We start from the raw sequence: 13489 nt of genomic DNA, 5'->3' as shown, positions 1-13489 counted from the left end.
GTTACCCCATACGGGCGTAATGTGGGCATATGGGTGATGTTCGGTGTCAATGGTGTGATGCGTTGCTACCGGATCAGGCCGGCCACAATCGGCGGTATTGCAGCCCAGCTCACCGACAGGCGGCCTGGCGGGCGCGGCGCCGATGGCCGGCGGCGGCCCGGACGCGGGAGACGATGGTGCTCGCGGGCGCGGACCTGCTGGCCCGAGTGCAGGCGGTGGCGCGGCAGACGGGTGAACTGTCGCCGGCGCGGGAGGCCGCGGTGGGCTGTCACTGTGCCGCGGTGGCGGAGGTTCCCGGGCTGGCTGAGCGGTTGGTGCGGTATGCGGTGCTTGCCGATCGGCAGGCTGGAGCCAGCTGGGCGCGGATCGGCGCCGCCTTGGGGACCAGCGGCGAGGCGGCCAGGCGCCGATTCGGGCGTGTGCGCGACCTCCCGGGAGAAGGGCGGGGGCCGCGGGACGGCGCCACGCCTGCTGTGGGCTCCGGTACGGAGCTGCTGGATGCGCTCCTGTGCGAGGCGGTGCGGGAAACGGGCGCGTCCGCGGGTCTGGTGTACCTGCTGGCGCCGGGCGGGCAGGTGCTGCGGCTGGCCATGACGACCGGGGTGCCGCCGAAGATCGCCGCACTCTGGGAACGGTTGCTGCTTCCGGCCTCGGGTCCCGTGGCGGACGCGGTCCGTGAGCGGCGCCTGGTGTGGCTCGCCAGCCAGACAGAGCTCGCGCGCCGCTACCCGAGGGCAGCGCTGGTATGGCCCTACCCCGTAGCGCTGGCCGCCGCACCGCTCACCTCCGGTACCACTGCTTGGGGCGGACTGGTGCTGCTGTGGCCCGAACCGCGCCCATCGCACCTGAGCGCGCATGAGCGCGCCGTGATCTGCTCCACCTGCGACCGTGCGGGCGCGCTCCTGCGGCATGCCGCCGCGGACGGTCACCCGATATCACCCGAGGAGCCGCGTGTGGCGGCCCCACCGCGTGCCCGGACCGCCGCGCGGGCCGCGGTGGACTTCGCCGACCGCCCTACGGAGGGCTGCCTTACGGAGGGCTGTTGCGTGCTGGACGCGGAGGGCCGGATCACCTTCATCAGCGCCACCGCCGCCGACCTGGTCGGTGGCAGCGTCCCGGATCTGCTGGGTGCCCTGCTGTGGGAGGCGCTGCCATGGCTGGACGACCCGGTCTTCGAAGACCGCTACCGGGCCGCGGTCCTCGGCCGCCGGCCCACGTCCTTCACCGCCCTGCGCCCGCCGGACCGGTGGCTGTTCTTCCAGCTCTGTCCGGACGCCTCCGGCGTCAGCGTGCGCGTCTCCCCCACCGACCACACCACCCCCATGGACCACCCGGAGCCGGAGCGCGCGTCGAACGTCGCCACACCGACGCGGGCCGGCACGCTGTACGACCTGATGCACCTGGCCGGCGCGCTCACCAAGGCCGTCAGCGTGCGGGACGTAGTCGAGCTGACCGCCGATCTGGTCCTGCCGGCCTTCGGCGCCCAGGGGTTCGTCCTGTCCGTCGCCGAGGGCGACCGGTTGCGTGTCGTCGGCCACCGCGGCTACCCGGCCAAGGTCATCGACCGCCTCGACATCCCTCCCTTCCGGGACGAGACAGCCCCCACCGTGCGCGCTGTGACCACGGGAGCACCCCTCTTCTTCGCCTCCCCCCACGAGATGGAACAGCTCGCCCCCGACATCCCACGGCTGACCAAGAGGGCGGCCTGGGCCTTCCTGCCGCTGCTGGCCTCCAGCCGCCCGGTCGGCTGCTGCGTGGTCTCCTACGACCAGCCCCAGGAATTCACCCCCGACGAACGCGCCGTCCTGACCTCTCTCGCCGGACTGATCGCCCAGGCCCTCGATCGCGCCCGCCTCTACGACGCCGAACACCAGCTCGCCCACAGTCTGCAGAGCGGCCTGCTCCCCGCCACCCTCCCCACCGTGCCCGGCCTGGAGGTAGCGGCCCGCTATCTGCCCACGGCTCGCGGCATGGACATCGGCGGCGACTTCTACGACCTCATCCGCTGCGACGCCACCACCGTCGCCGCGGCCATCGGCGACGTCCAAGGCCACAACGTGAACGCCGCCGTCCTCATGGGACAGGTCCGCACCGCCGTCCACGCCAGCGCCGGCGCACCCCCCGGCGAAGTCCTGGCCCGCACCAACCGCCTGCTCACCGACCTTGACCCCGGCCTGTTCACCAGCTGTCTCTACATCCACATCGACCTGGCGCACCACCTTGCCCACCTGGCCACCGCCGGCCACCCGCCCCCACTCCTGCGCCACCCCGACGGCCACACCGAGATCCTCCACCTGCCACCCGGCCTCCTGCTGGGCATCGACCCCGACACCGACTATCCGGCCACCGAGATCCCCCTGCCGCCCGGCGCCGTGCTGGCCCTCTACACCGACGGCCTCGTCGAAAGCCCCGGCGTCGACCTCGACGACGCGACCACCAGCCTCGCCGACGAACTCGCACAAGCCCCGGACCAGCCCATGACCACCCTTGCCGACACGCTCATCCGCCACGACCCACACACCGATCCCCGCAGCGACGACATCGCCCTCCTCCTGCTCCACCTGCGGCCGGACGGTCCAGCCAACGATCTAGTGGACCCCGCTCGGGGACGATGCCTGTGGCGTGCCGGGAAGCCGGATCGTGACGAGGAGGCCGCCGGTGGGGCGGGGGGTGAGGTCGAGGGTGCCGTCGTGTGCCCGGACGACGCTGTGCACGATGGCCAGCCCTAGGCCGACGCCGGGATGCTCGTCGCTGCGTATGCGTTCCGTTGCGCGTTGGAAGGGTTCGGTGAGGATCGGTACGAGTTCCGATGGGAGCGGATGGCCGGTGTTCTCGACCCGCAGCACGCTCGCGTCGTGCCGCGGTTCGGTGTGGACCGTTACGGTGCCGCCCGCGGGGAGGTTGTGGACGATGGCGTTCTGGACGAGGTTCATCACCATCCGCAGGATGAGCGCCGCGGAGCCGACGGTCCGTGTTGACTCGCCGGTGACATCGAGCGTGATCTGGCGCTTTTCGGCGAGGGGAAGCAGCGTTTCGGCGGCTTCTTCGGCTATGAGGGAGAGGTCGACGGGCTCGCGGGTGAAGCTCCTGCGGTCGGCGCGGCTGAGCAGCAGGAGGGCCTCGGTGAGGTTGATCGCCCGCGTGTTGACCGTGTGGAGGCGTTCGATGAGTTCGCCCTGGTCCCGCGTGGGGTCATTGCGGGCGGCGTCGAGGAGTGTCTGGGTGATCGCCAGCGGGGTGCGCAGTTCGTGGGAGGCGTTCACGGCGAACCTCTGCTGCTCGGCGACCTGGGACTCGAGTCGTTCGAGCATGGTGTCGAACACGTCGGCGAGTTCGCGGAATTCGTCCTGGCGGCCCTTCATGCGGATCCGGTGGGACAGCGACCCGTTCGAGGCCGTCCGTGCCGCGTATGCGATCCGTGTGAGTGGTGCGAGCATCCGGCCGGCGAGGAGCCATCCTCCCAGGAGGCCGAACACGAGGAGGAAGGCCAGTGCTGCGGCCGCGGCGGGGGCGAAGCCGTGCAGGAGGTCGGAGCGGTTGGGCCCGGTGATGATCACGGGGCCGAACGTCTTCTGGAGGGATCTGGGGTCTTGGCCGTCCGGTAGCCAGCGCAGCACGAATACCCACATCACGGCCAGCAGGAGAGCGCCGGCGAGGAGGAGGAATCCGGCGTAGCTGAGAGTGAGTTTCAGCCGGGCACTGAGCCCAGGGCGTCTATTCATGAGTGCCGCCGGGGTGGGTGGCGTCCATGCCGGTGTCGATCCGGTAGCCGACGCCGGGCACCGTGGCGATGAGCCATGGTTCGCCGAGTCGTTTGCGCAGGGCGGAGACGGTGATACGGACGGCGTTGGTGAAGGGGTCGGCGTTGTTGTCCCAGGCCCGCTCCAGTAGCTCTTCGGCGCTGACGACACCGCCTTCGGCGGCGACGAGGACTTCGAGCACGGCGAACTGCTTGCGGGTGAGCGCGACGTAGCGTCCGTCGCGGAAGACCTCCCGGCGGAAGGGGTCCAGCCGCAGGCCCGCGATCTGGCGGACCGGGGGCCGGGCGTGCGCGCGTCTGCGGTCGAGCGCCCGCAGCCGCAGGACGAGCTCCCGCAGCTCGAACGGTTTGGTGAGGTAGTCGTCGGCGCCGAGCTCGAACCCGGAAGCCTTGTCGTCGATCCGGTCGGCGGCGGTGAGCATGAGGATCGGGATGCCGCTGCCGGAAGCGACGATGCGCCGGGCGATCTCGTCGCCGGAGGGGCCGGGGATGTCTCGGTCGAGGACCGCGAGGTCGTAGGTGTGGATACTGAGCAGTTCCAGGGCGGAGTCGCCGTCGCCGGCGATGTCGGCGGCGATCGCCTCCAGCCGCAGACCGTCACGGACGGCTTCGGCCAGGTAGGGCTCGTCCTCCACGATCAGCACGCGCATGTCCGAAGCCTAAGCGGCACAACATATCGCCGGCGTATGCGCAGACGTGCGCCCACCGGACACGCGACTCAGCCTGCCGGTGCGGGCGCGGGACGAGGCTGGTCGGACGGCGCTTCGGCCGTAGTGCGCCACCAGGGGCGCGACGCCAGCGCGGCCAGCACGGCGCCGGCGGCGTTGACCAGTACGTCGTCCACGGAGGACACCCGGTCCAGCCGCAGGACGTACTGTGCGGTTTCGACCAGGACCGAGCAGCCCGCCCCGAGCGCCAGGATCCGCGGCAGGGACGCCAGAGCCGCGAACCGCATCGGGGCGAAGAACCCCAGCGCCGCGAAGACCAGCAGGTTGCCGACGATCCCGAGCGGCCCCATCGTGACCAGGTCCCGCAGCGGTACCAGGCTCACCCGCGGCGGGACGGTGCCGACCCCGGCACCCGGCATCATGGTCATCCACAGGAACGGCACCGTCCCGTGGACCATGCCCACCTCGGCCAGCGACATCCGCCACGCCGATGCGACACCGGCGGCACGGCGACGGCGCGCCAGAGCCCACACCACCAGCGCGGCGGGCGGCAGCGCGACCAACGTCATGAGCACCACACCGTTGAACGTGTCGAAGCAGCCGTGCCACCGCCCGGCCACGCACATCGGAGCGGACATCATGAGCGGCCGCCGCACGACGAACACGGCGCTCGCCAGGCCGAGGACCGCCAGGCCGAGGAGCACGATCGAGCGTATGCGGCGGGGTGGTGCCGACAGGGATGCGTTGTGGTTCATGCCCCTATGGGAGACGGAGAGCCGTTGCGGTGGCGTATGCGATTTTCGATACGCCCGCGATACAGCCTCCAGTACGAGTTCGCCGTCACGCCCGCACATCCGCCCTGGTGAACCTCCGGATCCCAGCGCGGCCGTCCACTCCATGGCAGAGTCATGCGCATGCGGACCTTAACGCCAGAGGCGTGCAGACACTTCGTCGCGACCACCCTCTTCCTGGGTGCTGTCGTGTCGCTGACCGCCTGCGGGGAGCAGCGCGGCACGGACGTGGCGGCCGGTTCCTCGGCCACATCCCCGAGTTCCAGCCCCAGTTCCCCCGGCGCTTCTCCTTACGTGGAGCCCGGGACCGTCGACGGTGCCCCGCACCACGGCGACAACAATGCCTACCGTCGCTCCGGCGAGATGTCCGCCGCCAGTGCCAGGGACGCGCGGAAGGAAGCCGACCGCATCGAGCCCGTGCTCAAGCGACTCTGGGGGCAGAAGAAGTGGGACCCAAAGAGCGTACGCGCGGCGCTGCTTGAGCTTGGGTACGAAGAGGAACGGACCGGGCCGAAGGGTGAGCGTCTCGGCGGGACGCTCACCGTACGGGAGATGTTTCCGCGCTACGAGGTCGACCACAACGTCACGCCCGAAGGAGCCCTGATAGGCCTTCGCGTCCATGACGATGCCTGCGTCACGGCGTTCGTGCAGAAGACCAACTTCGAGGTCAAGACCAACGGGCCATTCATGGAGACCGGCTGTTTCGAGCCGCCCTACGGCCACTGAGAGACCCTGCGGGGCACGTTCGGCGAGGCTCCCTGGGCGGGCTCAGACTGTCGCGGGAAAGCGTCGGATCCTCGGCTCCCGCTAGAAGGGGCGAGCGTACGGGCGGTCTTTCACCCGGTCGTAGATCCTGCGCAGCCACGGTTCCCGGACCGCGGGGATCCGTGCCAGCGTGTGGAGGAATACGCCCCAGTCGGGCCGAAGCGGCTGCCACGGATACCGCGGCAGCGGATCGTCGCGTTGGACACCATCAGGCAGTCCACCTGTCACGGGGAGCAGGAGCGGTTCGCCAGGAGAGGCTAGTCGTTTCCATGCGTCAGCGGGCATGGGCACGGTCTTGGCGGTAGTGGAGGCGAGCCATCGCTCCCCCGTCCGTGGGTGCCGCGGCACCAGCAAAATGCTGCGCGTGGATTCCCGGGCCGGGAGGCCCGGCCCCGCCAACGCCACGGTCTTGGCCGACGTCCCAGCGGGGAGCAGCGCATCGAGTGCGTGGCCGAACGTATCCGTGATCGGGCCGTTGGGCAGAGCCACGGGTTTGCCTTCCGAGGCTGCCAGCAGGTGTGCCAGTGCGGCCCCCACGGCCGCAGCCCATCGTGGGTCCCAGCTGCCATCCGGGGCGACCGGCGGTAGGGCCTGCCATTTCCGCCATTCCCAACCGGTGGTCCGGCCGGTGGGCTGGTTGTCCGGCAGGGCGCGTACGGCGTTCGGGGCGAACCACACCGACTGCCACAGCGAACAGTCGTCCATACGGGCGGCCACCGGCAAACGGCATTGCGCGCAGGCGAGGTTAGGGCCGTCGCGCCCGTCCAGCCCGCAGCAGTAGCCGCCGCATCGATCGGGGATCAGCACGGTGCCGCGCGCATCACCCGGTGCGATGACGATCGCTCCCGGGGGGCCGAAGGAGAGCGCGCGCGCTGGCGCGAACACCCCGCGAGCCGCCGCTTCGTGCTCCCCGACCTCACTCCACGGGCGCCACGGCGGGCCGGAGGGCTCCGGGTCCACGGCATACGTCCCCGGCTCCATGAGGACCGGGAGCAGTCCGTTGCCCCACTTCTGATGGGCGTGGACGGGCAGCGCGACCCGTGTGAGCCCGCTGCTGAGAACAGCGTCGCATCCCGCACACACGAATACCGTCATCCACCCTCCCGCCTCTGACATGCGGATTATCTCGGCCGGGCGTTCGACGGCCAACGGCTTATCCATCGCCACGCGGCGTCGACGGGCAGGTGCGCGGGCTTTCGGCGTAACCTGTGGCGTCCAATGTCACCGGGGGGTCATCGGCGTGCGGTACTACCTCTATGTGTCCCAGTCGAAGCTGGAGATGCTGTTCCAACAGATCCCACAGAAGCTCCTCGGGCGGCTGGCTGCCGAGGCGAAGGTGGATCTGAAGGTGCTGAGTCTCGCCCTGCAAAAGCCGGCGGGCCCTGCGGCGGGCACCTACGGTCAGCTGGATGTCATCGAGGAATACCTCGACCGGGAGTACGACATCGGGTGGATGGCGGAGCCGAGCTCCTGGTTTCGGGGCGATCTCGGGCTGCGGATCGCCGGATACGGCCAGTCGGCGGGCCCGGTGTTCATGACCGGCCAGGAGGGCCGCACGGTCATCGCGCTGATCGGATCCGCGCACCACCTCGTGGGGCAGAAAGCACCGGCCGAGGGTATCGCGGTGGCCCATTCCATGCTGCCGTCGCTGTTCCGGCTGCTGCGCGAGGCCCCGGAGGAATGGCCGCGCGACGAACCCACCGCGATCAGTGGACGGGGACATCCGGCCAATGAACGGGAGGCCCTGGAACAAGTCCTGGAGTTTTCGGCGTCGCTGAGGGGCCCGGCCATGTACTGCGAGTTCCTGGCACGCCGTCTGCTGCGCGGCACCGTCACCGACCCGGGCGGCGAGGAGTTGGACATCGTCGTCGGTACGCCGCTGTACGTCGCGATGGCCGAGGGCGACGAAGGCCAGGGGCGCTGATGGGCGGCGGCGAAGTGGCCCGCATGCGGCTTGGCGGCGATATCGATGGCCTGTGCCGGATGGTGCGGTCCGGCGACCGCGTCCTGGCCCGGCAGGCGATCCAGATGCTCGCCGACCTGGGAGACCCGCGGGCGTCCGACGTGCTGCTGCGCTGCGTGCAGAGGAAGGCCTTCGACCGGCAGTGGCTGTGGCTGGCCGCCGTCGACGCCCTGGGACGGCTGCGTGAGCGGCGCGCGGTCCCGGCGCTCATCGGGCTGCTGAGGAGTGGCGAGCTGGAGAACCCGGGTCAGGAGGAGACCGTGCTGCGAGCGCTCGGCTCCATCGGCGGTCCCGAGGCCGTACACGTCCTGCTTGACGAGTTGGGGAAGAGCGGTCCGCGCGGTGTGGTGCTCCAGGCTCTGGCGAACCTCCGCGACCCCGTGACCGTCCCGGCCCTCCTGGTCGCCCTGTGGGGGCTGCTGCCGGTGCGCGGCAAGGAGGCGGTGGGCGTCCTGGGGGAACTGCGCGACCCTCGTACGGTGCCGGCACTGCTGTACCTCGTCCACTCCGACGGCTCGCCACCTTCTTTGCGCCGGGCGGCGCTCGAGGCACTCACGATGCTGCCCGACGACAGCGCGTGGCCGACCCCGCCGAACATGACCACGATGCTGCTCCGGAAAGCGCTGCGTGATCCGGACGTCGGGATGGCCCGGATGGCCGCCGCACTGCTGGCCAGGACCCATGAGGGCCGACGCGACCTTCATTTCGCCCTCCTCGCCCACCGCCCCTACGAGGAGGAACCCGCCCGTATCGCGGTGTGTTCCGTTATCCGCGACTTCGCCCACCTCTTCGGTGCGGGGGATGCGGCAGCACTGGCCAGACTGGTCGCTGGTGCCACCCTGCCCGCGGAGCGCAGAGCGGCCGCCCATGCGCTGGTTGCTGTTGGCGGTGATGAGGCAGCGGCCGTGCTGCTGGAGGCGCTGGCCGACAGCCACGTCACGGAGGCCGTGGCGAAGGTGATCGCCGAGCTCCCTTCGCCACCGATCGAGCGGCTGTCGACGCTGCTCGCCGGTCCCCCCAACGGCCCTCAACGCCTCGGTGCCACCATCGCTCTGGGCCTCATCGGGCACGAGCCCGCCGCTCCCCTGCTCCTTCCGTCCCTGGCCCACACGACCCCGCTTGTTCTGCGCTGCGCCGCCATCGACGCGCTCGGCGCCCTGCGCCATCGCCCTGCCGCTGACCATCTCACCGCGCTCGCACGGGATGATGCCGAACCGGCCCGCCTCAGGGCCCGCGCCGTACGCGCTCTGGGTCTCATCACCGCGCCGGAGTCCCAGCCCGTCCTGCTCGCGGCGCTGCATGACGACACCTCGGAAGCGGTGCGCGTGCGGGCGGCGGAGGCACTCGGCGCCTACTCCACCCGCGAAGTGGCGGACCGGCTGGAGGAACTGGCCATGGCGGACGGCCGCGACGAGGCCGCGCAGGCCGCGCTCCGTGCCCTGGGCAGGATGGGTGCCGTTGCCGTACCGACGCTCAACGCGCTGGCACATCACCTGTCGGCGCGGCCGCACAGCGGCCTGTTGCATCCCTTGGCCCAAGCCATCGCCTCTCGCCCGGATCGCCGCTTGATCCCGGCCCTGGCACGATTGTCCGCCTCGGACATTCCCCGGCACATCTCCGTGACCGCGGCTGAAGCCCTCGCTGACCTCCGACTGCCGGAATGCGTGCCCCACCTCGCCCTCCTTCTGGCTGACGACAAAAGTTATTGGTGTCACCCCATCGCCCTCCGCGCCCTCACGCGCATCGGTGGTCAGCAAGCCACCGACGCCGTCGTGACCTATTACGAGGACACCAGGACCCACCGTGAGGAGGTGCGTGAGGCGCTCACCGCCCTCGCGGCCCGTCCGGGGGAAACCGGCGAAACCCGACGTGGTTCGCAGATCTTCTGAGTGGGTGCACCGCGCTGGGAGGACTCCCGGTTCCGGGGGGGTAGCCCGGCGAATCCGCCACCTGTCCGGCCTCACAGCCGTGCTCGCACTCGCGCTCGGCGCCCTGCTTCGGCGCGCCTGGCTCGCGATCCTCGTCGCCGTCCTGGCGATCGCGGTCCCGTACGTTGTGACCTCCTTCCCGCCGCTGCCCGCCGTGCTGTTCGCGTACACGGTGATGCTTCTGGGGCTTGCCCTCAGCCGCCACCAGTTGTCCGGCACACACAGGTTTCAGGCGATTCCATCTTTCGAGTGAATAGAGAGGAATACCCACCGTATGAGCAAGCCGTCGGCCAAATAGTGAGCAAGGCGGCCGGACACGAACTTCCGGTCGCGCCCGAACACGGCGGTTGTTCCTGTCTTCCGCCCAACCGTCCTGAACAGCCCACGGATCGAAGAAGGGTGACAGCATTCATGCGCACTGAGGCCACCAAGCGGGTCGCACACGTCTTCTCCCTCTTCGACGTCAACGGCAACGGCGTCCTCGAAGCGGATGACTTCGACCTCATGGCGAACAACGTCATCGAGGCCGCGCCCGACGCGGACGAGGCGGCGAAGGACGCGATGCGCGCGGCGTTCCGCCAGTACTGGACGACCCTGGCCACGGAACTGGACGCCAACGACGACGGCAAGATCAGTTACGAAGAGTACGTAGCCTGCGTGCTCTCGCCCGAGCGCTTCGACTCGACGATCGGCGTGTTCGCCGAGGCGCTCGCCGCGCTCGGCGACCCGGACGGCGATGGACTCATCGAACGACCCGCGTTCGTCGCGTTGATGAGGGCGATCGGCTTCGAGCGCGCGAACATCGACGCGACCTTCGACGCCTTCGGCCCCTCAGACCTGGACCGGATCCAGGTGGCCATCTGGGTCGCCGGGATCAAGGACTACTACGCCCCGGACAAGGCGGGCATCCCGGGCGACCTCCTGGTCCCGGGCCCGGCGATCTGACCACGGGAACCGACGGCAGGGTTCGTGCGAGGAGAAGACCGGCCCCGCCGAATTGCCGTCAGTCGCTGACCACTTTCCGGAACTTGCGCACGAGCTTGACGACGCCCCAGACAATGAGGCATCCCAGGACCAGCAGCAACAGGATCGCCTGCCACAGGGGCATCTTCTTCTTGCCGGTGGACGAACCGCCGTCGTTGCCGCTCGAGGAGTAGCCGCTGCCCCTCGACTTCTTATAGCCGCCGCTCTTGCTCACACCACCGCCGCCCTTGCTGACGCCACCACCGCCGCCGCTGCTGCCACCGCCTCGCTTCGACGACAGCGCGACGGACGAGACGGAGTCACGCGCCGGCGCCGCCTGGGCCGTGGCGGGCGCCACTGCGAACAGGGCGCCGATCAGGAGGAGTGTGGTTGCCAAACGCATAAGAGATCCCCGTAATGGTAGGCCGGAAAGATACGCGCCAGGGCGCGGCGTTGCACCCTAAACCATGGATCGGCGCTGTCGAAACTCGGGTTCCGGTCCGCCCGCGGGCTAGACTTCCGTCGTGGTGGAAGGGGCTTGGTGAGCTGTGCGCGGACGGCCGTCTGAGGCGGGTGCGGACTCCGCGACGCGCGGTTCCGCGACCTTGCGTGACGTGGCCGCCCTCGCCAGGGTCTCGTTGAGCACGGTGTCGAACGTGGCCCGCGGCCGCGGGAACGTCCGTGAGGAGACCCGGCAGCGGGTGCAGGACGCGATCGACGAACTCGGGTACCGCCCCAACCTGGCCGCGCGGCGGCTGCGTTCGGGACGCTCCCATGTGCTGGGGCTCGCCCTGCCGAGTGTCACGGTCCCGTACTTCCGCGAGTTCGCCGACTCCGTGCTGCGCGAGGCCCAGGAGTACGGGATGTCCGTGCGCATCACGCAGACGCACGGCGACGTGCGGCGCGAGCGCGGTGTCTGCGACGACCCGTATCTGCGGCACGTGGACGGAATCCTGCTCGTTCCCGTGGCGCTCGGCCAGGAGGACATGCGGGCGTTGCCGGTGACGAAGCCGCTGATCGTGGCCACGGCGTCGTTCACCGCGGGCCGCGTCGACTCCTTCGACACGGACCGGTTCGAGGCGGCGCGCACGGTCGTGGCCCATCTCGTCGCGGGCGGGCGGCGCCGCATCGCCGCCCTGGCCCCGGGCGAGGTGCTGCCCGCGGAGAGCGACGAGCGCTATCTCGGGTACGTCACCGGGCTGCGCGACGCCGGGCTGCCGGTGAGCCGCCGACGGGTGGTGAGCACGGAGACCGTCACGTTCGCGGCGGGCGCCGAAGCGGTGCGGACGCTGATCGAGCGGGCACCGGAGACGGACGCCGTGTTCGCGCTCGGCGACGCGCTCGCCCTGGGCGCGCTCCGCGGCCTGTGGGACGCGGGGCGCACCGTGCCGGGGGACGTCGCCGTGGTCGGGTTCGGCGATGTCGCGCAGGCCGCGTACTGCGCTCCCACCCTCACCACCGTCGACCCGGGGCGGGCGGAGATGGCGCACCGCGCCGTCTCGCTCCTGGCGGAACGCGCACAGGCGCGGACGACCGGCGCGGTGCTCCCCGAACCGAGACACCACACGGTCGGGTTCCGCCTTGTCGAACGGGAGTCGAGCGCCGTTGCCAGCGAATGAGCCGGAGTCGTCCCGTGGCCGGCCGACGGTGGTGCGCATGCGCGACGTGGCGGCCGTCGTCGGTGTGTCCGTCAAGACCGTGTCCAACGTCGTCAATGCCACCGGGCAGGTGAACGAGGCGACCGTCCGAGCCGTGCGCGCCGCGGTCGAGGAGCTCGGCTACCGGCCCAACCCCCTGGCCCGCGGCCTCAATTCGAGGGCGACGGACACCGTGACGCTCGCCCTGCCGGGCCTCGGGTACGGCTACTGCGCGCCCCTCGCCGCCGCGGTCTTCGATCTCGCGGAGGCGGAGGGCATCAGCGTCGTGATGGAGCCCACCGGGGGCGACCGCGAGCGGGAGCTGGAGGTGCTGCGCAATCGCGGGGGCCTCTCGGACGGTGTGCTGCTGATGCCGACCGCGGTCACCGCGCGGGACTTGAAGGATCTGCCGTCCCCCGGCCCCGCGGTGCTGCTCGGATCGCGCCGGGTGGACGGCCCCTTCGACAGCGTCACGTCGCGGGACACCCTCGCGGCCGAGGCCGCGGTGCGACTGCTGCTCGACCGTGGCGCCTCGCGCGTCGTGCTGCTGGGCGGTGAGCGGAAGGCGGGCGGCGACAGTGCGGCCGCCCTGCGCACCGACGGATACCGGCGCGCGCTGACGGCGGCGGGGCGGAAGTCCGACCCGTCTCTCGTCGTGGAGACGTCACAGCCCTCCCGGGGCGACGGGCATATGGCGACCGCTCAACTCCTGGGCGGCGAAACGCCGTTCGACGCGGTGCTCGCGCTCGAAGAGCCGCTCGCGCACGGCGCGTTGCACGCGCTGCGCAGGGCGGGCCGGGACGTACCGGGGCAGGTCCAGGTCGTCGCGTTCGGCAATGACGAGGACGCGGAGTACTCCTCGCCCAGCCTGACGACCGTCCGGGCGGATGTCCGCACGATGGCCCGGCGCGCGCTCGACCTGCTCACGGCGCGGGTCCGGGAGGGCGCACGCCCGCGGAGCCACATCGAGGTGCCGCTCACCATAACCGAACGCGAGTCAACATTTTCCTAACG

At 70.7% G+C, this 13489-nt stretch carries 12 protein-coding genes and 1 pseudogene; 8 read left to right on the top strand and 5 right to left on the bottom strand.

Features of this window, described 5'->3' with window-relative positions:
• Window positions 1–173: 173 nt before the first annotated feature.
• Window positions 174–2561 (top strand): annotated as a pseudogene (locus tag ACFXB5_RS05445) (SpoIIE family protein phosphatase); the annotation flags it as partial.
• Between the two features lie 27 nt (window positions 2562–2588).
• Here ACFXB5_RS05445 and ACFXB5_RS05440 read toward each other — a convergent pair.
• The 3 genes from ACFXB5_RS05440 to ACFXB5_RS05430 form a co-directional block, all read right to left on the bottom strand.
• Window positions 2589–3722 (bottom strand): sensor histidine kinase, encoded by a 1134-nt coding sequence (locus tag ACFXB5_RS05440; RefSeq protein WP_385202674.1) that lies wholly within the window; start codon window positions 3720–3722, stop codon window positions 2589–2591.
• Entirely contained in the window at window positions 3715–4410 is a 696-nt protein-coding gene (locus ACFXB5_RS05435) for a response regulator transcription factor (RefSeq protein WP_385202671.1), read from the bottom strand. The genes ACFXB5_RS05440 and ACFXB5_RS05435 overlap by 8 nt, the downstream gene beginning before the upstream one ends.
• 68 nt (window positions 4411–4478) lie before the next feature.
• The gene (locus ACFXB5_RS05430; RefSeq protein WP_385202668.1) at window positions 4479–5183 is read right to left on the bottom strand and encodes a VanZ family protein; all 705 of its coding nucleotides are present in this window, start codon (window positions 5181–5183) and stop codon (window positions 4479–4481) included.
• Between the two features lie 153 nt (window positions 5184–5336).
• Between ACFXB5_RS05430 and ACFXB5_RS05425 the strand changes: the two genes are divergently transcribed.
• Window positions 5337–5945 (top strand): hypothetical protein, encoded by a 609-nt coding sequence (locus tag ACFXB5_RS05425; protein WP_385202665.1) that lies wholly within the window; start codon window positions 5337–5339, stop codon window positions 5943–5945.
• A gap of 81 nt (window positions 5946–6026) precedes the next feature.
• Here ACFXB5_RS05425 and ACFXB5_RS05420 read toward each other — a convergent pair whose 3' ends face one another.
• The gene (locus tag ACFXB5_RS05420) at window positions 6027–7079 is read right to left on the bottom strand and encodes a hypothetical protein (protein WP_385202662.1); all 1053 of its coding nucleotides are present in this window, start codon (window positions 7077–7079) and stop codon (window positions 6027–6029) included.
• Between the two features lie 145 nt (window positions 7080–7224).
• Between ACFXB5_RS05420 and ACFXB5_RS05415 the strand changes: the two genes are divergently transcribed.
• The 4 genes from ACFXB5_RS05415 to ACFXB5_RS05400 all read left to right on the top strand — a co-directional run bounded on the left by ACFXB5_RS05415 (window position 7225) and on the right by ACFXB5_RS05400 (window position 10820).
• On the top strand, window positions 7225–7908 hold the full coding sequence (locus tag ACFXB5_RS05415) for a DUF7019 family protein (RefSeq protein ID WP_385202660.1): 684 nt from the start codon (window positions 7225–7227) through the stop codon (window positions 7906–7908).
• Window positions 7908–9836: a HEAT repeat domain-containing protein gene (locus tag ACFXB5_RS05410; RefSeq protein WP_385202657.1), complete on the top strand. Its 1929-nt coding sequence runs from the start codon at window positions 7908–7910 to the stop codon at window positions 9834–9836. Before ACFXB5_RS05415 ends, ACFXB5_RS05410 begins: the two co-directional genes overlap by 1 nt.
• Window positions 9837–9915: 79 nt before the next feature.
• Window positions 9916–10128, top strand: coding sequence for a hypothetical protein (locus ACFXB5_RS05405; RefSeq protein ID WP_385202654.1), 213 nt, complete (start codon window positions 9916–9918; stop codon window positions 10126–10128).
• A 158-nt stretch (window positions 10129–10286) separates the two neighbouring features.
• Complete coding sequence (locus tag ACFXB5_RS05400) at window positions 10287–10820, top strand: EF-hand domain-containing protein (protein ID WP_385202652.1); 534 nt, start codon at window positions 10287–10289, stop codon at window positions 10818–10820.
• Between the two features lie 58 nt (window positions 10821–10878).
• Here ACFXB5_RS05400 and ACFXB5_RS05395 read toward each other — a convergent pair whose 3' ends face one another.
• The gene (locus ACFXB5_RS05395; protein WP_385202649.1) at window positions 10879–11235 is read right to left on the bottom strand and encodes a hypothetical protein; all 357 of its coding nucleotides are present in this window, start codon (window positions 11233–11235) and stop codon (window positions 10879–10881) included.
• Window positions 11236–11452: 217 nt separating this feature from the next.
• Between ACFXB5_RS05395 and ACFXB5_RS05390 the strand changes: the two genes are divergently transcribed.
• Both ACFXB5_RS05390 and ACFXB5_RS05385 read left to right on the top strand, forming a co-directional pair.
• Complete coding sequence (locus ACFXB5_RS05390; protein ID WP_385202647.1) at window positions 11453–12457, top strand: LacI family DNA-binding transcriptional regulator; 1005 nt, start codon at window positions 11453–11455, stop codon at window positions 12455–12457.
• 37 nt (window positions 12458–12494) lie between these two features.
• Window positions 12495–13487, top strand: a complete 993-nt coding sequence (locus tag ACFXB5_RS05385) for a LacI family DNA-binding transcriptional regulator (protein ID WP_385202644.1) — start codon at window positions 12495–12497, stop codon at window positions 13485–13487.
• The last annotated feature ends 2 nt before the right edge of the window (window positions 13488–13489 follow it).

Source organism: Streptomyces sp. NPDC059455 (assembly GCF_042750115.1).
Taxonomy (GTDB): Bacteria; Actinomycetota; Actinomycetes; order Streptomycetales; family Streptomycetaceae; genus Streptomyces; species Streptomyces endocoffeicus.
The sequence above is the reverse complement of the archived record's forward strand: the minus strand, read 5'-3'. Positions and strand labels throughout refer to the sequence as shown.